Raw genomic sequence first — 19,378 nt, 5'->3', positions numbered from 1 at the left:
GGAATAGACGTCTCACGATCCGGACGATGGACGGAAAGTCCGTTCCGGTGGGTGAGACTGGTCCCACCGTAGATGTATGAGAAGTGAGGTCGGATGATGCGTACGCGTCCGCTGAAGGTGGCGCTGCTGGGCTGTGGGGTCGTCGGCTCAGAGGTGGCGCGCATCATGACGACGCACGCCGACGACCTCACAGCCAGGATCGGCGCCCCGGTGGAGCTCGCCGGGGTCGCCGTCCGCCGCCCCTCCAAGGTGCGTGAGGGAATCGATCCCTCGCTCATCACCACCGACGCGACCGCGCTGGTCAAGCGGGGCGACATCGACGTCATCGTCGAGGTGATCGGCGGCATCGAGCCCGCGAGGACCCTCATCACCACCGCCTTCGAGCACGGTGCGTCGGTCGTCTCCGCGAACAAGGCGCTCATCGCGCAGGACGGCGCCGCGCTGCACGCCAGCGCCGTCGAGCACGGGCGGGACCTCTACTACGAGGCCGCCGTCGCCGGTGCGATCCCGCTGATCCGGCCGCTGCGCGAGTCCCTCGCCGGGGACAAGGTCAACCGCGTCCTGGGCATCGTGAACGGGACGACGAACTTCATCCTCGACGCGATGGACACGACCGGGGCGGGCTATCAGGAGGCCCTCGACGAGGCGACCGCGCTCGGGTACGCCGAGGCCGACCCGACCGCCGACGTCGAAGGCTTCGACGCCGCCGCCAAGGCCGCCATCCTCGCCGGGATCGCGTTCCACACGCGCGTGCGCCTCGATGACGTCTACCGCGAGGGCATGACCGAGGTCACCGCCGCCGACTTCGCGTCCGCCAAACGCATGGGCTGCACCATCAAGCTCCTGGCCATCTGCGAGCGCGCCGCCCACGGCGGGTCCGTCACCGCGCGCGTGCACCCCGCGATGATCCCGCTCAGCCACCCCCTCGCCTCGGTGCGCGGCGCGTACAACGCCGTCTTCGTCGAGGCGGAGGCCGCCGGGCAGCTCATGTTCTACGGGCCCGGCGCGGGCGGCTCGCCCACCGCGTCCGCGGTCCTCGGCGACCTCGTCGCCGTCTGCCGCAACAAGCTCGCCGAGGCCACCGGGCCCGGCGACTCCGCGTACACGCAGCTGCCCGTGAGCTCCATGGGCGAGGTCGTCACGCGCTACCACATCAGCCTCGACGTGGCCGACAAGCCGGGCGTGCTCGCCCAGGTCGCGACGGTCTTCGCCGAGCACGGCGTATCGATCGATACGGTCCGTCAGACGGGCAAGGACGGCGAGGCCTCCCTCGTCGTCGTCACCCACCGCGCGCCCGACGCCGCCCTCACCGGCACCGTCGAGGCGTTGCGCAATCTCGACACCGTGCGTGGTGTCGCCAGCATCATGCGGGTTGAAGGGGAGTAAGCAGCAATGACCCACCAGTGGCGCGGAATCATCGAGGAGTACCGGGACCGTCTTCCGGTCTCCGACACCACGCCGGTCGTGACGCTCCGCGAGGGCGGTACGCCGCTCGTGCCCGCACAGGTGCTCTCCGAGCGCACCGGCTGCGAGGTCCACCTCAAGGTCGAGGGTGCCAACCCCACGGGGTCCTTCAAGGACCGCGGCATGACCATGGCGATCACCAAGGCCAAGGAGGAGGGCGCGAAGGCCGTCATCTGCGCCTCGACCGGCAACACGTCGGCGTCCGCCGCCGCCTACGCCGTACGCGCCGGGATGGTCTGCGCCGTCCTCGTGCCGCAGGGCAAGATCGCGCTCGGCAAGATGGGCCAGGCGCTCGTCTACGGCTCGAAGATCCTCCAGGTCGACGGCAACTTCGACGACTGCTTGAACCTGGCTCGAGCGCTGTCGGAGAACTACCCGGTGGCGCTGGTCAATTCGGTGAACCCGTTCCGCATCGAGGGCCAGAAGACCGCCTCGTTCGAGATCGTCGACGCGCTCGGCGACGCCCCCGACCTCCACGTCCTTCCCGTCGGCAACGCCGGCAACATCACCGCCTACTGGAAGGGCTACAAGGAGTACGCGGCCGACGCGGTGTCGACCCGTACCCCCCGGATGTGGGGCTTCCAGGCCTCCGGTTCCGCGCCCATCGTGCGCGGCGAGGTCGTCAAGGACCCCTCGACGATCGCCACGGCGATTCGCATCGGCAACCCCGCGTCCTGGCAGCACGCGCTCGCCGCGCGCGACGAGTCCGGCGGCCTCATCGACGAGGTGACGGACCGTGAGATCCTGCGCGCCTACAAGCTGTTGGCGTCCCAGGAGGGTGTCTTCGTCGAGCCCGCGTCGGCCGCGTCCGTCGCCGGTCTGCTGAAGGCGGCCGAGCAGGGCAAGGTCGACAAGGGCCAGAAGATCGTCTGCACCGTGACCGGCAACGGCCTCAAGGACCCGGACTGGGCCGTCGCGGGCGCTCCGCAGCCGGTCACCGTCCCGGTCGACGCCGCCGCCGCGGCCGAGCGGCTCGGCCTCGCGTAACCGCTCGCGCGACCGCGGGCGGAACCCGCAACTCCGTACAGGGGGTGGCACAGGGGGCTTACGACACGCATCGTGCGCCTCCTGTGCGCCCTATGTCGCCACAGAACCTTCCTTCGATAGGCTGTACCGAACCCGCCCCGCCGCATATGCCGCGGTGCCGCCGTGGTCAACGGCCTTCGGGTGTTCCGTACATGTGGCACGTACTGAAAAATACGGAGCCTCAAAAAACACGCAGCTCAAGGAGAGTCATCGAGCGATGGCCGGTCCCGCTTTCCGCGCCGCCGCCGTCCGGGTGCGCACCCCCGCCACCAGCGCCAACCTCGGCCCTGGCTTCGACGCCCTGGGCCTGTCGCTGGGGCTGTACGACGACGTGGTCGTCCGGGTGGCCGACTCCGGCCTGAACATCGACATCGCAGGGGAGGGCAGCGACAACCTCCCGCGCGACGAGTCCCACCTGCTCGTACGGTCCCTGCGCACCGCCTTCGACCTGCTCGGCGGGCAGCCGCGCGGCCTCGAGATCGTCTGCGCCAACCGCATCCCGCACGGCCGCGGCCTCGGCTCGTCCTCCGCCGCCATCTGCGCGGGCATCGTCGCCGCGCGCGCCGTGACGATAGGCGGCGAGGCCAGGCTGGACGACGCCGCGCTGCTCGAACTCGCCACCGAGATCGAGGGCCACCCCGACAACGTCGCCGCCTGTCTGCTCGGCGGCTTCACGCTCTCCTGGATGGATGGCGGGACGGCGCGGGCGATCCGGATGGACCCGGCCGATTCCGTCGTTCCAGTGGTTTTCGTACCGGGAAAGCCCGTACTCACCGAGACGGCGCGCGGCCTGCTCCCGCGCACCGTCCCGCACGTCGACGCGGCCGCCAACGCGGGCCGCGCGGCCCTGCTCGTCGAGGCCCTGACCAGGCGTCCCGAGCTGCTGCTCGCCGCCACCGAGGACCGTCTGCATCAGGACTACCGCGCCCCGGCCATGCCGGAGAGCACGGCCCTGGTGGAGCGGCTGCGCGCCGACGGCGTGCCCGCGGTGATCTCCGGCGCGGGCCCCACGGTCCTCGCGCTGGTCGAAGACAGTGCGGCCGACAAGGTCGCACGCCTGGCGGGGGAGGGCTGGGCGGCCAACCGCCTGGCGCTCGACGCCACGGGAGCGAGCGTGCTGCCGCTTGCGCCCTGACGCAGTGAACACAGGGATTTCGGGGTGTCCCGATCCCGAGAGGGGGAATGTTTGTTGGATCCGGTAGTGTTAATCTCAAGTCTGCACCCGACCTCACCATGGCGAGGTGCTTTGTGTCCCCGTCCGGGACAACCATTCTTCCGGGAGCCCCCCAAACTGCTTCGTGCCCCGCACTGAGCGGTCCTGAGCACGCTCCGGAACCGGCGTGACCGAGCCGAGTGACACCGCACCTCAGTGGCACCGCACCGGGAATCGCCATCACCAATGAATTCTTCCGCCGCGTTGGCGGACCACCGCCCCGGCACGGTCCACAGGAAAGCAAGGACCGACCGCCGGACAGCACAACCGGTCGCCGAGCCAGACAGGCCGACGCCCGCTCCAGGGAAGGACCCTTCGTGAGCGACACCACCGATCTGATGGGCGTGACTGCCGACACGCCCGCCACGGACGCCTCTGCGGCGCCTGCCACCGGTGCTTCGGCCGGGTCCCGGCGGCGCCGCGGCACCGGCCTCGAGGGCATGGTGCTGGCGGAACTGCAGCAGGTCGCATCGGGCCTTGGGATCAAGGGCACCGGGCGCATGCGCAAGAGCCAGCTGATCGAGGTCATCAAGGAGGCGCAGGCAGGGGGCGGGGCCCCGGCGAAGAACGCCGCGGCTTCCGGAGACACCACCGAGACCAAGCCCAAGCGCCGGGCGACCTCGAAGGCCCGTACGGGCGAGGACGCCGCCGAGCCCGCGGGCAAGGCGAGCGCCGCCAAGGCCGAGGGCGCCAAGGCCGACAAGGCCGCCCAGCAGCAGATCGACATCCCCGGCCAGCCGGCCGGTGGCCCCGCCCGCTCGGGCGAGGGCGACCGCGGCGGCGACGAGCAGCCGTCCGGCGAGCGCCGCCGGCGCCGCGCCACCGCCGAGGCGGGCAGCCCGGAGACGGTCACCGCCGAGGCCAAGGGCGAGTCGAAGGCCGACGCCAAGGGCGACGCGTCCGAGGCCAAGGGCGACAAGGGCGGCGACAACTCCGGCGACAACAACGCCGAGGGCCGCCGCGAGCGCCGTGACCGCCAGGGCCGTAGCCGTGACCGCGACCGCCGCGGCAACAAGGGCGACGACCAGCAGGGCGGCGGCCGTCAGGACAACCGCCAGGAGCGTCAGGACCGCCAGCAGCAGGGCGGCAACCGTCAGGACCGCCAGGACCGCCAGCGTGACAACGGTCCGCAGGACGACGACGACTTCGAGGGCGGCCGGCGCGGCCGTCGCGGCCGCTACCGCGACCGGCGCGGGCGCCGTGGCCGTGACGAGCAGGGCTTCGGCAACGAGCCGCAGGTCGCCGACGACGACGTCCTGATCCCCGTCGCGGGCATCCTGGACATCCTCGACAACTACGCGTTCATCCGTACGTCGGGCTACCTCCCCGGTCCCAACGACGTGTACGTCTCCCTCGCCCAGGTCCGCAAGAACGGCCTGCGCAAGGGTGACCACGTCACCGGTGCGGTCCGCCAGCCCAAGGACGGCGAGCGCCGCGAGAAGTTCAACGCGCTGGTCCGCCTGGACTCGCAGAACGGCATGGCGCCCGAATCCGGGCGCGGGCGGCCGGAGTTCAGCAAGCTGACGCCCCTGTACCCGCAGGACAGGCTCCGCCTGGAGACCGACCCGGGCGTGCTCACCACCCGCATCATCGACCTCGTCGCGCCCATCGGTAAGGGGCAGCGCGGTCTGATCGTGGCCCCGCCGAAGACCGGCAAGACCATGATCATGCAGGCGATCGCCAACGCGATCACGGTGAACAACCCCGAGTGCCACCTGATGGTCGTCCTGGTCGACGAGCGTCCGGAAGAGGTCACCGACATGCAGCGGTCGGTGAAGGGCGAGGTCATCTCCTCGACCTTCGACCGTCCCGCCGAGGACCACACCACGGTCGCCGAGCTCGCCATCGAGCGCGCCAAGCGTCTGGTGGAGCTGGGTCACGACGTCGTCGTGCTGCTCGACTCGATCACGCGTCTGGGCCGTGCGTACAACCTCGCCGCCCCGGCCTCCGGCCGCATCCTGTCCGGTGGTGTCGACTCGACGGCGCTGTACCCGCCCAAGCGCTTCTTCGGTGCCGCGCGCAACATCGAGGACGGCGGCTCGCTGACCATCCTCGCCACCGCGCTCGTCGACACCGGTTCGCGCATGGACGAGGTCATCTTCGAGGAGTTCAAGGGCACCGGCAACGCCGAGCTCAAGCTCGACCGCAAGCTCGCCGACAAGCGCATCTTCCCGGCGGTGGACGTGGACGCGTCCGGCACCCGCAAGGAAGAGATCCTGCTCGGCAGCGACGAGCTCGCCATCACCTGGAAGCTGCGTCGTGTGCTGCACGCGCTCGACCAGCAGCAGGCGATCGAGCTGCTCCTGGACAAGATGAAGCAGACGAAGTCGAACGGCGAGTTCCTGCTGCAGATCCAGAAGACGACCCCGGCGCCGGGCAACGGCAACGACTAGTCGTCCGCAGCGTTCCAAAGGGCCGCCCCGTCACAGCCGTGACGGGGCGGCCCTTTTGGTGCGCCTGTGGCAGGCGAGACCTTGGCCACACGCATAAGAGATTCTCACGGTCACGGGCCGTAGCCCGGTGGCGGAAAAAGCCGCAGGTGAGGGCTGAAATCCAGGGGCAGGGGTACACGGGGCGTGACCGGTGGTACCCGGGGCGCGCACAGAGCGCTGTGCAACCCTTCAAGCGGATTCGCCGTCTGACAAGTGACGACAGACCGCGCCTGGCCCTGAAAGCAGGGGGTACGACCGACGAGGACTTGAGGAGCGCATGACCGACGAGAGCATGTCCGCGGGCACGGCCGAGGGAAAGCCGCAGCGCTCCCGCGGCGGCGGCGGCCGACGCCGCAAGCCCCGCAAGCGCAGCAAGGCGCTCGTCGTCACGGCGTGGACCGCCGCCTCGGTGGTCGTCCTCGGGGGAGTGGGCGCGGGCTTCCTGTACTTCAAGCTCAACGGCAACATCAACGGCGTCGACATCAACGCCGCGCTCGGCGACGACCGCCCCCTGGACATCGACAACGGCTCCCAGGACATCCTCGTCCTCGGCTCCGACTCGCGCTCCGGCGACAACGCCAAGTACGGCAAGGACGAGGGCGCCGCCCGCTCCGACACGGCGATGATCGTGCACGTCTACAAGGGCCACAAGAAGGCCAGCATCGTCTCCATACCCCGCGACACCCTCATATCCCGGCCCTCGTGCAAGACCGACGACGGCAGGACCGACCCGGGCGGTCAGCGGCAGATGTTCAACACGGCGTACGAGGTCGGCGGCCCCGCCTGCGCCGTCAAGACCGTCGAGACGATGTCCGGCATCAGGATGGACCACTACCTCGAGGTCGACTTCACGGGCTTCAAGAAGCTCATCAACACCCTCGGTGGCGTCGACATCACCACCAAGAAGGCCATCCACGACAAGGACAGCCACCTCGACCTGGAAGCCGGCAAGCACTCGCTCACCGGCGAGCAGGCCCTCGGCCTGGTCCGCACCCGGCACGGCGTCGGCGACGGCAGCGACCTCGGCCGCATCCAGCTCCAGCAGGCCTTCATCAAGGCGCTGCTCGACCAGGTCAAGGACGTCGGGGTCTTCGGCAACCCGAAGAAGATGTACGACCTGGCGAACGACGCGACCAGCGCCATCACCACCGACTCCGACCTGAACGACGTCAAGTCGCTCGCGAGCTTCGCCAACGGACTCAAGGGCATCGGCGCGGGCGACATGAAGATGGTCACGCTGCCCATCCAGTACGACCCGAACGACCCCAACCGCGTGCTTCCCCTGGAGAAGGCCGACCAGGAGGTCTGGGACGCCCTCCGGGCCGACAAGCCCATCCCCAAGTCCGCCACCGACCAGTCCGCGGGCGACAAGGGCGACGCGGGCGACGTGGTCGCCAGCCACTGAGCGGCGGCGCGGGCTCCGTGCGGGTCCCGCGGGGAATAGATCGGCACCTACCCCGGTTTTGGGAGATACGGCCGGTCCTGGCAGACTGGTACGTCGGCCCCGGTTCACGTACGAGCAATCCGCGCGTACGACCCGGCGCCCTCCCGAAACTAGGAGACACCTTGAAGCGCGACATCCACCCCGAGTACGTCGAGACCCAGGTCAGCTGCACCTGTGGCGCGTCGTTCACCACCCACAGCACGATCTCCAGCGGCACCGTGCGTGCCGAGGTCTGCTCCGAGTGCCACCCGTTCTACACGGGCAAGCAGAAGATCCTCGACACCGGTGGCCGCGTGGCCCGCTTCGAGGCCCGCTTCGGCAAGGCTGCGGCTGCCAAGAAGTAGCGAGCCACTGCGCCGGTCGTCGGCCGCCCTCGCGAGGGGGTGGCCGGGACCGGCGCTTTTGCCGTCCCGCAGCCAATTCGCCTAGAACCACCGCGTAGATAACCAGGAGCCCCCGAATGTTCGAGGCGGTCGAGGAACTGATCGGCGAACACGCCGATCTCGAGAAGAAGCTCGCCGACCCGTCGGTCCACGCCGACCAGGCCAACGCGCGCAAGCTGAACAAGCGCTACGCCGAGCTGACCCCGATCGTCACGACGTACCGGTCCTGGAAGCAGACCGGGGACGACATCGAGACCGCGCGCGAGTTCGCGGCCGACGACCCCGACTTCATCGCCGAGGTCAAGGACCTGGAACGGCAGCGCGAGGAGATCACCGAGAAGCTGCGGCTGCTGCTCGTGCCCCGGGACCCGTCCGACGACAAGGACGTCATCCTGGAGATCAAGGCGGGCGCGGGCGGCGACGAGTCCGCCCTGTTCGCGGGCGACCTCCTGCGCATGTACCTGCGGTACGCCGAGCGCGTCGGCTGGAAGACCGAGATCATCGACTCCACCGAGTCCGAGCTCGGCGGCTACAAGGACGTCCAGGTCGCCGTGAAGACCAAGGGCGGCAACGGCGCGACCGAGCCCGGCCAGGGCGTCTGGGCGCGGCTGAAGTACGAGGGCGGCGTGCACCGCGTGCAGCGCGTGCCCTCCACCGAGTCCCAGGGGCGCATCCACACCTCCGCCGCCGGTGTCCTGGTGACGCCCGAGGCCGAGGAGATCGACGTCGAGATCCACGCGAACGACCTGCGGATCGACGTCTACCGCTCCTCCGGGCCCGGCGGCCAGTCCGTCAACACCACCGACTCCGCGGTGCGCATCACGCACGTGCCCACCGGAGTGGTCGCTTCCTGCCAGAACGAGAAGAGCCAGCTGCAGAACAAGGAGCAGGCGATGCGCATTCTGCGCTCCAGGCTCCTCGCGGCGGCCCAGGAAGAGGCGGAGAGCAAGGCCGCGGACGCCCGCCGCAGCCAGGTCCGCACCGTCGACCGCTCCGAGAAGATCCGTACGTACAACTTCCCGGAAAACCGGATCTCGGACCACCGCGTCGGCTTCAAGGCGTACAACTTGGACCAGGTGCTCGACGGCGAACTCGACCCGGTCATCCAGGCCTGCGTCGACGCCGACTCCGCAGCCAAGCTCGCCGCCGCGTAAGCCACCCCCGTACGACCCTTCACGACCGTCCCGGAGGACCAGCGTGCAGCAACATATTGGGGGGCGACCCCCGAACCCCCGCAGCGTGCTGCTCGCGGAAGTCGCCCAGGCCACCCAGCGCCTCGCCGACGCCGGCGTGCCCTCGCCGCGCAACGACGCGGAGGAGCTCGCCGCCTTCGTGCACGGCGTGAAGCGCGGTGAGCTGCACTCGGTCAAGGACGCCGACTTCGACGCCCGCTACTGGGAGACGGTCGCCCGGCGCGAGGCCCGCGAGCCGCTCCAGCACATCACCGGACACGCCTACTTCCGGTATCTGGAGCTGCAGGTCGGCCCCGGTGTCTTCGTACCGAGGCCGGAGACCGAGTCGGTCGTCGGATGGGCCATAGACGCCGTGCGCGCCATGGACGTGGTCGAGCCGCTGATCGTCGATCTGTGCACCGGATCGGGCGCCATCGCCCTCGCGCTCGCCCAGGAGGTCCCGCGCTCGCGCGTGCACGCCGTGGAGCTCTCCGAGGACGCCCTGAAGTGGACGCGGAAGAACGTCGAGGGGTCCAGGGTCAAGCTCTCCCGGGGCGACGCCCGTGACGCGCTCCCCGAGCTCGACGGCCAGGTCGACCTCGTCATCTCCAACCCGCCGTACATCCCGCTCACCGAGTGGGAGTATGTCGCCCCGGAAGCCCGCGACTACGACCCGGAACTCGCGCTCTTCTCCGGGGAGGACGGCCTGGAGCTGATCCGCGGCATCGAGCGCACCGCCCACCGGCTCCTGCGCCCCGGCGGGGTCGTCGTCATCGAGCACGCCGACACCCAGGGCGGCCAGGTCCCGTGGATCTTCACCGAGGAGCGGGGCTGGGCCGACGCGGCCGACCACCCCGACCTGAACAACCGTCCGCGCTTCGCGACCGCCCGCAAGGCGATGCCGTGACCCAGACTTCAACCGAGCAGTACGTGTACGAGGAGGCCCGCTAAATGGCACGGCGATACGACACCAACGACGCGACCGACCGTACGACCGGTCTGCGCGAGGCCGCGTCCGCCGTCCGCCGTGGCGAGCTGGTCGTGCTGCCCACCGACACCGTCTACGGCATCGGTGCCGACGCCTTCACGCCGGAGGCGTGCGCCGACCTCCTCGACGCCAAGGGCCGCGGCCGCAACATGCCCACCCCCGTGCTCATCGGCTCGCCGAACACGCTGCACGGCCTGGTCACCGACTTCTCCGAGATGGCCTGGGAGCTCGTGGACGCCTTCTGGCCGGGCGCCCTGACCCTCATCGCCAAGCAGCAGCCGTCCCTCCAGTGGGACCTCGGCGACACCCGCGGCACGGTCGCCATCCGCATGCCGCTGCACCCCGTCGCCATCGAGCTGCTCACCGAGGTCGGCCCGATGGCCGTCTCCTCCGCCAACCTCACCGGGCACCCCGCCCCCGAGGACTGCGACGCCGCCCAGGAGATGCTCGGCGACTCCGTCTCCGTCTACCTGGACGGCGGCCCGACCCCCGGCATCGTCCCCTCGTCGATCGTCGACGTCACGGGGAAGGTGCCGGTGCTGCTGCGCGCGGGCGCCCTTGACGCGGACGAGCTGCGCAAGGTGGTACCCGACCTCGAGGTGGCGAATTGACAGCCCCTGAGACGGGGCGTGGCATAGCGGGCTTCCCGGGATCCGCGGGCTCCTTCCGCATCCTCCACGTCAGCACCGGCAACGTCTGCCGCTCGCCGATCACCGAGCGGCTGACCCGGCATGCCCTGGCCGACCGCCTCGGCGACCCCCGCACCGGCGGCCTGATCGTGGAGAGCGCGGGCACCTGGGGGCACGAGGGCGCCCCGATGGAGACCAACGCCGAGGCGGTCCTCGCCGACTACGGCGCGGACCCCACCGGCTTCATGGGCCGCGAGCTCCTCGACGACCACGTGATCCGCGCCGACCTGGTCCTGACCGCGACCCGCGACCACCGGGCGCAGGTCATCTCCATGGGGCACTCGGCCGGACTGCGCACGTTCACGCTCAAGGAGTTCACGCGGCTGGTGCGGGCCATAGACCCGACGACGCTGCCGGACCCCGACGGCAGCGACGTGGTGGAGCGCGCCCGCGCACTGGTGCGGGCCGCCGCGGCGCTGCGCGGCTGGCTGCTCGCGCCGAGCGTGGAGGCCGACGAGGTGTACGACCCGTACGGGGCGCCCCTGCCGTTCTTCCGGTCGGTGGGCGACGAGATCAACCAGGCGCTCGACCCCGTGGTGACGGCGCTGACCGGGGTGCCCGCGCACACCTAGCGGCGGGCCCGCGCGGAGCGGCCCGCACGGGCCTACATTGGATCTGAGGTCACCCCTGCAAGGCCCCGGAGCCCACGATGACGGTCAGCACCGCACCCTCCGCCCCCGCGGCGTACACGGATCTCGACGCGCTGCGCCGGCAGGACCCCGAGCTCGCCGAGGTGCTCATCGGGGAGAGCGCCCGGCAGGCCGACGGACTCCAGCTGATCGCCGCCGAGAACTTCCAGTCGCCCGCCGTGCTGACCGCGCTCGGCTCGCCGCTGGCCAACAAGTACGCCGAGGGCTATCCCGGCGCCCGCCACCACGGCGGCTGCGAGCTGGTCGACGCCGCCGAGCGGATCGCCGTCGACCGCGCGAAGGCCCTGTTCGGCGCCGAGCACGCCAACGTCCAGGCGCACTCCGGGTCCTCCGCGGTCCTCGCCGCGTACGCCGCGCTGCTGCGGCCCGGCGACACGGTCCTGGCGATGGGGCTGCCGTACGGCGGCCACCTCACGCACGGCTCGCCCGCGAACTTCTCCGGCCGGTGGTTCGACTTCGTCGGCTACGGAGTGGACGCGGGGAGCGGCCTGATCGACTACGACGAGGTGCACGCCCTGGCCCGCGCGCACCATCCCAAGGCCATCGTGTGCGGCTCGATCTCCTACCCGCGGCACATCGACTACGCGGCCTTCCGCGAGATCGCCGACGACGTGGGCGCCTACCTCATCGCCGACGCGGCGCACCCCATGGGCCTGGTCGCCGGGGGAGCGGCGCCCAGCCCCGTACCGCACGCCGACGTCGTCTGCGCCACCACGCACAAGGTGCTACGCGGCCCGCGCGGCGGTCTCCTGCTCTGCGGTGCGGGCCTCGCGGAGCGGATCGACCGGGCCGTCTTCCCGTTCACCCAGGGCGGCGCCCAGATGCACACGATCGCGGCGAAGGCGGTGGCGTTCGGCGAGGCGGCGGCGCCCGCCTTCACGGCATACGCCCATCAGGTGGTTGCGAACGCGCGCGTCCTCGCGGAGGCCCTGGCCGCCGAGGGCTTCGCGATCGCCACCGGCGGCACCGACACCCATCTGGTCCTGGCCGACCCGACCCCTCTGGGAGTGGACGCCCACACCGCCCGCGGCCGCCTCGCCGCAGCCGGGATCATCCTCGACACCTGCGCCCTGCCCCACCCCGGAACCCGCGGCCTGCGCCTGGGAACGGCCGCCGTCACCACCCAGGGCCTGGCGGGCGTGGAACTGGCACGCGTCGCGGCACTGCTGTCCGGGGCGGTGCGCGAGGACGCGAACGTACGAGAAGAGGTGCGTGAACTGGTGGGAAGATTTCCGCCGTACCGGGGCTAGGGCGGGGTGGCCGGGTCAGGGACGGACCGGTACTCGTGCAACCATCGTCGCTACCCGGAAGTCCCCAACCGTATGCGCTCAAAGCTAGGGTGTGGGGCTGAGATGGCCAGCGATACCTGTGGGGAAGCCCGTGCGTGAATACCTGCTGACGCTCTGCATCACGGCCGCGGTGACCTACCTGCTGACCGGCCCGGTGCGGAAGTTCGCGATCGTGGCCGGCGCCATGCCGGAGATCCGCGCCCGCGACGTGCACCGGGAGCCCACGCCCCGGCTCGGCGGGATCGCGATGTTCTTCGGTCTCTGCGCGGGGCTGCTGGTCGCCGACCACCTGCCGAACCTGAACACGGTCTTCGAGAACTCCAACGAGCCGCGCGCCCTGCTCTCCGGGGCGGCGCTGATCTGGCTCATCGGTGTCCTGGACGACAAGTTCGAGATCGACGCGCTGATCAAGCTCGGCGGCCAGATGATCGCCGCGGGCGTCATGGTCATGCAGGGTCTGACGATCCTGTGGATCCCGGTCCCCGGCGTCGGCACGGTCTCGCTGACCTCCGGCCAGGGCACGCTGCTCACCGTCGCGCTCGTCGTCATCACGATCAACGCCGTCAACTTCGTCGACGGCCTCGACGGCCTCGCGGCGGGCATGGTCTGCATCGCCTCCGCCGCGTCCTTCATGTACGCCTACCGGATCTGGTACGGCTACGGCATCGAGGCCGCGGCCCCCGCCACGCTCTTCGCCGCCATCCTCATGGGCATGTGCCTGGGCTTCCTGCCGCACAACATGCACCCCGCCCGGATCTTCATGGGCGACTCCGGCTCGATGCTCATCGGGCTCGTCCTCGCGGCGGGCGCCATCTCCGTCACCGGCCAGGTGGACCCGGCCGCGATGAAGCTGAACTTCGGCGGCGGCCGCGATGCCACGCACGCGATGCTGCCCGTCTTCATCCCGCTCCTGATGCCGCTGACGATCATCGCGATCCCCTTCGCCGACCTCGTCCTCGCCATCGTCCGGCGCACCTGGAACGGCAAGTCGCCGTTCGCCGCCGACCGCGGCCACCTCCACCACCGGCTCCTGGAGATCGGGCACTCGCACAGCCGAGCGGTGCTGATCATGTACTTCTGGTCGGCCCTCATCGCCTTCGGCACCGTCGCCTACTCGGTGCACTCGACGAGCATGTGGATCCTGCTGCTCATCGTCGCGCTGAGCGCGGTGGGTCTCGTGCTGCTCCTGCTGCCGCGCTTCACGCCGCGCACCCCGCGGTGGGCGGAGGCCTTCGTGCCGCCGCGCTACCGGCGCCGCCGTGCGGAGCGCGATGCCGCGGCTGTGGTGCACGAGGCGGAAGAGGACGCGAGGGAAGCGGAGTCGAAGGATCCCGTCGGCGCCGGTGTCAACGGAGCGACCGCGGTCGGCGACCGTTCGCACCTCTCGGAGAGGCGAGAAGCCGGTACGTCACGTTGACGCCCGAGCCGAAAACGCCCCATTACCAGACAAGTTGCCGCTCCAGATGCACAGACGCGCGGATTACCTCTCATGTGTGACAGCGAGCACACTCAGCAGGTAAAGACCTCATCAAATAGTTTGTGATACCGTTCACGAAACCCCGGGATAGAGCCGAAGGACCGTAGTGCGACGGTCCATTGGCCCGAGGGACCCTCTCGACCCGGGTCTACGCTCGTCCATGACGACACCCTGCCCCCATCAGTAAGCGGAGCTGCCGCCATGCCGTCTCAAGACACCCGAACTCTCCTGCAATCCGCTGTACCCACAGCTGCCGTCGGCGCGATCGTCGCCGTGGTCAGTGGTGTGGTCGCGGGTGGCAAGGGGGCTGTCGGGGCCGTCGTCGGCACGCTGGTCGTGATCGTGTTCATGGGGCTCGGGATGTTCGTGCTGCAGCGGACGGCGAAATCGCTTCCGCAGCTTTTCCAGGCGATGGGCTTGATGCTCTACGTCGCCCAACTTCTGCTGCTGCTGGTCTTTGTGGCCCTGTTCAAGGACACGACGCTGTTCAACCCGAGGGCGTTTGCCGTCGGGCTCGTGGTGGCCACCGTCTCGTGGATGGCCTCACAGGCCCGTGCGCACATGAAGGCCAAGATCCTTTACGTCGAGCCCCACTCCGATAACAGCGACAAGCCGGAAAAGTCGGGGTCGTCGCAGTGAAGGGTAGGGGCGGGATAAATGGCCGTTCGAGATCCTGCTATCGTCCGGTGCCAACTGCGGCACTGCGGGCGCGGGCATCTGAGCTGACGCCTGCACGATCGCGAGGCTCGATGCCTGAATGCCGCTCACACTTCCGAAACACCAGTCCGGTGCCGACCCGCGGCTGCGCGCCGCGCCGACACGACAACGAGGTTGCCGTACCTATGCGTCACGCCGAAGGAGCCCGCGGTGAGTGCTGACCAAACTGAGCTCGCCTTTGACTGGAGCTGTCGGATCATGTCCGACAACGGCTGTGGCTTCCCGGCTCCGGGCCTGCACTCGTTCCTCTTCAAGCCGATCGCCACCGTCGGCGGGGTCGAGTTCAACAAGGTGATGCTGCTCGCCCTGCTGACCACGATCGTCGTCGTCACGTTCTTCTACGCGGCCTTCGGCAAGGCCAAGGTGGTCCCGGGCAAGCTCCAGATGATGGGCGAGGCCGGCTACGACTTCGTACGCCGCGGCATCGTCTACGAGACCCTCGGGAAGAAGGAGGGCGAGAAGTACGTCCCCCTGATGGTCTCGATGTTCTTCTTCATCTGGCTGATGAACATCTGGTCCGTGATTCCGCTGGCCCAGTTCCCGGTCGCGTCGGTCATCGCCTACCCGATTGTCCTGGCGGTCCTGGTCTATGTGCTCTGGGTCTCGCTGACCTTCAAGCGCCATGGATTCGTGGGCGGTTGGAAGAACATCACGGGTTACGACAACTCGCTCGGCCCGATCAAGTGGCTCGTGTCGTTCATCGAGTTCTTCTCGAACCTCCTCGTGCGTCCCTTCACGCACGCGGTGCGACTCTTCGCCAACATGTTCGCCGGTCACCTGATGCTGGTGATGTTCACCGTCGCCTCCTGGTACCTGCTGAACAGCTACATGATCCCGGCCGCCGGTGTCTCCTTCGTGATGACCGTGGTCATGATCCTCTTCGAGCTTTTCGTGCAGGCCGTCCAGGCGTACGTGTTCGTGCTCCTCGCCTGCTCGTACATTCAGGGCGCCCTCGCCGAGCACCACTGAGCCAGCCCGTCTCCGCAAGCCCCCAGATCGTCCGGTGGCCAACCCCCACCGGCCAGTGAAAGAGAAGGAAGTAACGGCATGTCCGCTGCTCTCGACATGGTCAACCTCGCCGCCGACAAGGGTGTCACCGGCTCCCTCGGTTCCATCGGCTACGGTCTCGCCGCGATCGGCCCCGGCATCGGCGTCGGCATCGTTTTCGGTAACGGCACGCAGGCTCTCGCTCGTCAGCCCGAGGCTGCCGGCCTGATCCGCGCCAACCAGATCCTCGGCTTCGCCTTCTGTGAGGCGCTCGCCCTCATCGGCATCGTTATGCCGTTCGTGTTCGGTAAGTAAGCACTTCTTACTGACACTTTTCGACGAAAGGCACTGATGTGATCGCCAACCTGGTTCAGCTGGCGGCCGAGGAGGAGCAGAACCCGCTCGTCCCGCCGGGTCCTGAGCTGCTCGTCGGCGCCATCGCCTTCGCCATCGTCTTCTTCTTCTTCTGGAAGAAGCTCCTCCCGAACATCAACAAGGTTCTGGACGAGCGCCGGGAGGCGATCGAAGGCGGTATCGAGAAGGCCGAGGCCGCTCAGACCGAGGCCCAGAGCGTTCTTGAGCAGTACAAGGCTCAGCTCGCCGAGGCCCGGCACGAGGCCGCGCGTCTGCGCCAGGAGGCGCAGGAGCAGGGCGCCCAGCTCATCGCCGAGATGCGGGCCGAGGGCCAGCGTCAGCGCGAGGAGATCGTCGCCGCCGGTCACGCCCAGATCGAGGCAGACCGCAAGGCCGCCGCGCAGTCGCTGCGCCAGGACGTGGGCCAGCTGGCCACCGACCTGGCCGGCAAGCTCGTCGGCGAGTCCCTCGAGGACCACGCCCGGCAGAGCCGCACGATCGACCGTTTCCTCGACGAGCTCGAGGAGAAGGCCGAGGCCGCTCGATGACAGCGCACGGAGCTAGCCGCGAGGCCCTGGCCGCCGCGCGCGAGCGTCTCGACGCGCTGACGGACAGCACCTCGGTCGACGCCAAGCGGCTCGCGGACGAGCTGGCAGCCGTCACGGCGCTGTTCGCCCGCGAGGTCTCGCTGCGCCGGGTCCTGACCGATCCGGCACAGTCCGGTGAGGCCAAGGCCGAGCTCGCGGGACGCCTGCTGTCCGGCCAGGTGGGCGGCGAGATCGCCGACCTGGTGGCCGGCATGGTGCGCTCGCGCTGGTCGTCGTCGCGCGACCTGGTGGACGCCCTCGAGGAGCTCGCCAACCTCGCCGACCTGACCGGCGCGCAGAAGACCGGCGCACTGGACAACGTCGAGGACGAGCTCTTCCGGTTCGGCCGGATCGTCTCGTCGAGCACCGAGCTTCGGTCCGCCCTGACGGACCGCGCCGCGACCGGTACGGCCAAGAGCGAGCTGCTGCGCAGCCTGCTCGGCGGTCGCGCCGAGAGCGTCACGGAGCGGCTGATCGAGCGCCTTGTGACCGCGCCGCGTGGACGTAGCCTGGAGGAGGGACTCGAGTCCCTCTCCAAGCTGGCCGCGGACCGCCGCAACCGCATGGTCGCCGTCGTCACTTCCGCTGTTCCGCTCTCGGACCAGCAGAAGGAGCGTCTCGGCGCCGTCCTGGCCAAGGTGTACGGACGCCCGATGCACCTCAACCTCGACGTGGACCCCGGGGTCCTCGGCGGGATCACGGTTCAGGTGGGCGACGAGGTCATCAACGGCAGTGTCGCGGACCGCATCGCGGAAGCCGGCCGCCGCGTGGCCGGGCAGTAATTAAACAAGCATGATCTACGGCCCTAGTTGGGTCGTGCAGAGGATTCACCTCTTTCTTGGGGGGAGTCCCCATCCCCCCAAAGAAACTTCGGGCCCAACAAGGAGAGCAGGGAACCCAGATGGCGGAGCTCACGATCCGGCCGGAGGAGATCCGGGACGCGCTGGAGAACTTTGTCCAGGCGTACAAGCCGGACGCGGCCTCGCGCGAGGAGGTCGGTACGGTCACCGTCGCCGGCGACGGTATTGCCAAGGTCGAGGGTCTTCCCTCGGCGATGGCGAACGAGCTGCTGAAGTTCGAGGACGGGACCCTCGGTCTCGCGCTGAACCTGGAAGAGCGCGAGATCGGTGCCGTCGTCCTCGGCGAGTTCAGCGGTATCGAGGAGGGCCAGCCGGTGCAGCGCACCGGTGAGGTGCTCTCCGTCGCCGTGGGCGAGGGCTACCTCGGCCGCGTCGTCGACCCGCTCGGCACCCCGATCGACGGCCTCGGCGAGATCGAGACCAGCGGACGTCGCGCCCTCGAGCTGCAGGCCCCCACGGTCATGCAGCGCAAGTCGGTGCACGAGCCGATGGAGACCGGCTACAAGGCCGTCGACGCGATGACCCCGATCGGCCGCGGCCAGCGTCAGCTGATCATCGGTGACCGCCAGACGGGCAAGACCGCCCTGGCCGTCGACACGATCATCAACCAGCGCGACAACTGGCGCACGGGCGACGTGAACAAGCAGGTGCGCTGCATCTACGTCGCCATCGGTCAGAAGGGCTCCACCATCGCCTCCGTGCGCGGTGCCCTCGAAGAGGCCGGCGCGCTGGAGTACACGACCATCGTCGCCGCCCCGGCGTCCGACCCGGCCGGCTTCAAGTACCTTGCGCCGTACACCGGTTCGGCCATCGGCCAGCAGTGGATGTACGAGGGCAAGCACGTCCTCATCATCTTCGACGACCTCTCGAAGCAGGCCGACGCCTACCGCGCCGTGTCCCTGCTGCTCCGCCGCCCGCCGGGGCGCGAGGCCTACCCGGGTGACGTCTTCTACCTGCACTCGCGTCTGCTCGAGCGCTGCGCGAAGCTCTCGGACGAGCTCGGCAAGGGCTCGATGACCGGTCTGCCGATCGTCGAGACCAAGGCGAACGACGTGTCGGCGTTCATCCCGACCAACGTCATCTCCATCACCGACGGCCAGTGCTTCCTGGAGTCGGACCTCTTCAACGCCGGTCAGCGCCCCGCGCTGAACGTCGGTATCTCCGTCTCCCGAGTCGGTGGTTCCGCGCAGCACAAGGCGATGAAGCAGGTCTCGGGCCGCCTCCGCGTGGACCTCGCCCAGTTCCGTGAGCTGGAGGCGTTCGCCGCCTTCGGTTCGGACCTGGACGCCGCGTCGAAGGCCCAGCTGGAGCGCGGTCAGCGCATGGTCGAACTGCTCAAGCAGCCCCAGTACGAGCCGATGGCCACCGAGGACCAGGTCGTCTCCGTGTGGGCCGGTACCACCGGTCGCATGGACGAGGTGCCCGTCAACGACATCCGCCGCTTCGAGCGTGAGCTCCTCGAGTACCTGCACCGCAAGGAGCAGGGCCTCATGACCTCCATCAAGGAGGGCGGCAAGATGTCGGACGACACCCTGCAGGCCGTCGGCGACGCCATCGCGGAGTTCAAGAAGCAGTTCGAGACCTCGGACGGGAAGCTTCTCGGCGAGGACGCCCCGGCCGCCGCCGGCAAGTGACGACGGAAGGGA

At 69.5% G+C, this 19,378-nt stretch carries 18 protein-coding genes; all 18 read left to right on the top strand.

Features of this window, described 5'->3' with window-relative positions; translation table 11 throughout:
* Window positions 1-93: 93 nt before the first annotated feature.
* The 18 genes from ACZ69I_RS16880 (at window position 94) to atpA (ending at window position 19,366) form a co-directional block, all read left to right on the top strand.
* Complete coding sequence (locus ACZ69I_RS16880; RefSeq protein WP_467671328.1) at window positions 94-1,386, top strand: homoserine dehydrogenase; 1,293 nt, start codon at window positions 94-96, stop codon at window positions 1,384-1,386.
* Window positions 1,387-1,392: 6 nt separating this feature from the next.
* Window positions 1,393-2,451: a threonine synthase gene (thrC, locus tag ACZ69I_RS16875; protein WP_467671330.1), complete on the top strand. Its 1,059-nt coding sequence runs from the start codon at window positions 1,393-1,395 to the stop codon at window positions 2,449-2,451.
* A 256-nt stretch (window positions 2,452-2,707) separates the two neighbouring features.
* Entirely contained in the window at window positions 2,708-3,625 is a 918-nt protein-coding gene (thrB, locus tag ACZ69I_RS16870) for a homoserine kinase (protein WP_470832918.1), read from the top strand.
* Window positions 3,626-4,020: 395 nt separating this feature from the next.
* On the top strand, window positions 4,021-6,096 hold the full coding sequence (gene rho / locus ACZ69I_RS16865) for a transcription termination factor Rho (protein WP_467671333.1): 2,076 nt from the start codon (window positions 4,021-4,023) through the stop codon (window positions 6,094-6,096).
* 316 nt (window positions 6,097-6,412) lie between these two features.
* Window positions 6,413-7,540 carry an LCP family protein gene (locus ACZ69I_RS16860; RefSeq protein WP_470832916.1) on the top strand — a complete coding sequence of 376 codons (1,128 nt, stop codon included), beginning with the start codon at window positions 6,413-6,415 and terminating at the stop codon, window positions 7,538-7,540.
* A gap of 161 nt (window positions 7,541-7,701) precedes the next feature.
* Window positions 7,702-7,923 (top strand): 50S ribosomal protein L31, encoded by a 222-nt coding sequence (gene rpmE / locus ACZ69I_RS16855; RefSeq protein ID WP_467671337.1) that lies wholly within the window; start codon window positions 7,702-7,704, stop codon window positions 7,921-7,923.
* 116 nt (window positions 7,924-8,039) lie between these two features.
* Window positions 8,040-9,116 carry a peptide chain release factor 1 gene (prfA, locus tag ACZ69I_RS16850; RefSeq protein WP_467671340.1) on the top strand — a complete coding sequence of 359 codons (1,077 nt, stop codon included), beginning with the start codon at window positions 8,040-8,042 and terminating at the stop codon, window positions 9,114-9,116.
* Between the two features lie 43 nt (window positions 9,117-9,159).
* A complete protein-coding gene (prmC, locus tag ACZ69I_RS16845) occupies window positions 9,160-10,041 on the top strand; it encodes a peptide chain release factor N(5)-glutamine methyltransferase (RefSeq protein WP_389721351.1) in 882 nt (293 codons plus the stop codon).
* A 44-nt stretch (window positions 10,042-10,085) separates the two neighbouring features.
* A complete protein-coding gene (locus tag ACZ69I_RS16840) occupies window positions 10,086-10,733 on the top strand; it encodes an L-threonylcarbamoyladenylate synthase (RefSeq protein ID WP_362328809.1) in 648 nt (215 codons plus the stop codon).
* Entirely contained in the window at window positions 10,730-11,383 is a 654-nt protein-coding gene (locus tag ACZ69I_RS16835) for an arsenate reductase/protein-tyrosine-phosphatase family protein (RefSeq protein WP_467671343.1), read from the top strand. The genes ACZ69I_RS16840 and ACZ69I_RS16835 overlap by 4 nt, the downstream gene beginning before the upstream one ends.
* 77 nt (window positions 11,384-11,460) lie before the next feature.
* Entirely contained in the window at window positions 11,461-12,711 is a 1,251-nt protein-coding gene (locus ACZ69I_RS16830; RefSeq protein WP_467671345.1) for a serine hydroxymethyltransferase, read from the top strand.
* A 130-nt stretch (window positions 12,712-12,841) separates the two neighbouring features.
* Window positions 12,842-14,167 (top strand): MraY family glycosyltransferase, encoded by a 1,326-nt coding sequence (locus ACZ69I_RS16825; RefSeq protein ID WP_470832912.1) that lies wholly within the window; start codon window positions 12,842-12,844, stop codon window positions 14,165-14,167.
* 261 nt (window positions 14,168-14,428) lie between these two features.
* A complete protein-coding gene (locus ACZ69I_RS16820; protein WP_467671349.1) occupies window positions 14,429-14,866 on the top strand; it encodes a hypothetical protein in 438 nt (145 codons plus the stop codon).
* Window positions 14,867-15,142: 276 nt separating this feature from the next.
* Complete coding sequence (atpB, locus tag ACZ69I_RS16815) at window positions 15,143-15,913, top strand: F0F1 ATP synthase subunit A (RefSeq protein WP_467672025.1); 771 nt, start codon at window positions 15,143-15,145, stop codon at window positions 15,911-15,913.
* A gap of 78 nt (window positions 15,914-15,991) precedes the next feature.
* On the top strand, window positions 15,992-16,246 hold the full coding sequence (gene atpE / locus ACZ69I_RS16810) for an ATP synthase F0 subunit C (protein ID WP_470832911.1): 255 nt from the start codon (window positions 15,992-15,994) through the stop codon (window positions 16,244-16,246).
* A 38-nt stretch (window positions 16,247-16,284) separates the two neighbouring features.
* The gene (locus tag ACZ69I_RS16805; RefSeq protein ID WP_401994776.1) at window positions 16,285-16,833 is read left to right on the top strand and encodes a F0F1 ATP synthase subunit B; all 549 of its coding nucleotides are present in this window, start codon (window positions 16,285-16,287) and stop codon (window positions 16,831-16,833) included.
* Window positions 16,830-17,654: a F0F1 ATP synthase subunit delta gene (locus tag ACZ69I_RS16800; protein ID WP_470832908.1), complete on the top strand. Its 825-nt coding sequence runs from the start codon at window positions 16,830-16,832 to the stop codon at window positions 17,652-17,654. Before ACZ69I_RS16805 ends, ACZ69I_RS16800 begins: the two co-directional genes overlap by 4 nt.
* 119 nt (window positions 17,655-17,773) lie before the next feature.
* Entirely contained in the window at window positions 17,774-19,366 is a 1,593-nt protein-coding gene (gene atpA, locus ACZ69I_RS16795; RefSeq protein ID WP_467671354.1) for a F0F1 ATP synthase subunit alpha, read from the top strand.
* The last annotated feature ends 12 nt before the right edge of the window (window positions 19,367-19,378 follow it).

Source organism: Streptomyces sp. NPDC036815, assembly GCF_055609205.1.
Note: the sequence above shows the minus strand (reverse complement) of the source record. Positions and strands in the feature narration are given on the sequence as shown.

Excerpts from the sequence above, each read along its gene's own strand:
- ACZ69I_RS16880 (WP_467671328.1), top strand. The coding sequence starts at position 94 with ATGATGCGTACGCGTCCGCTGAAGGTGGCGCTGCTGGGCTGTGGGGTC.
- thrC (WP_467671330.1), top strand. The coding sequence starts at position 1,393 with ATGACCCACCAGTGGCGCGGAATCATCGAGGAGTACCGGGACCGTCTT.
- thrB (WP_470832918.1), top strand. The coding sequence starts at position 2,708 with ATGGCCGGTCCCGCTTTCCGCGCCGCCGCCGTCCGGGTGCGCACCCCC.
- ACZ69I_RS16860 (WP_470832916.1), top strand. The coding sequence starts at position 6,413 with ATGACCGACGAGAGCATGTCCGCGGGCACGGCCGAGGGAAAGCCGCAG.
- prfA (WP_467671340.1), top strand. The coding sequence starts at position 8,040 with ATGTTCGAGGCGGTCGAGGAACTGATCGGCGAACACGCCGATCTCGAG.
- ACZ69I_RS16840 (WP_362328809.1), top strand. The coding sequence starts at position 10,086 with ATGGCACGGCGATACGACACCAACGACGCGACCGACCGTACGACCGGT.
- ACZ69I_RS16830 (WP_467671345.1), top strand. The coding sequence starts at position 11,461 with ATGACGGTCAGCACCGCACCCTCCGCCCCCGCGGCGTACACGGATCTC.
- ACZ69I_RS16820 (WP_467671349.1), top strand. The coding sequence starts at position 14,429 with ATGCCGTCTCAAGACACCCGAACTCTCCTGCAATCCGCTGTACCCACA.
- atpB (WP_467672025.1), top strand. The coding sequence starts at position 15,143 with ATGTCCGACAACGGCTGTGGCTTCCCGGCTCCGGGCCTGCACTCGTTC.
- atpE (WP_470832911.1), top strand. The coding sequence starts at position 15,992 with ATGTCCGCTGCTCTCGACATGGTCAACCTCGCCGCCGACAAGGGTGTC.
- ACZ69I_RS16800 (WP_470832908.1), top strand. The coding sequence starts at position 16,830 with ATGACAGCGCACGGAGCTAGCCGCGAGGCCCTGGCCGCCGCGCGCGAG.
- atpA (WP_467671354.1), top strand. The coding sequence starts at position 17,774 with ATGGCGGAGCTCACGATCCGGCCGGAGGAGATCCGGGACGCGCTGGAG.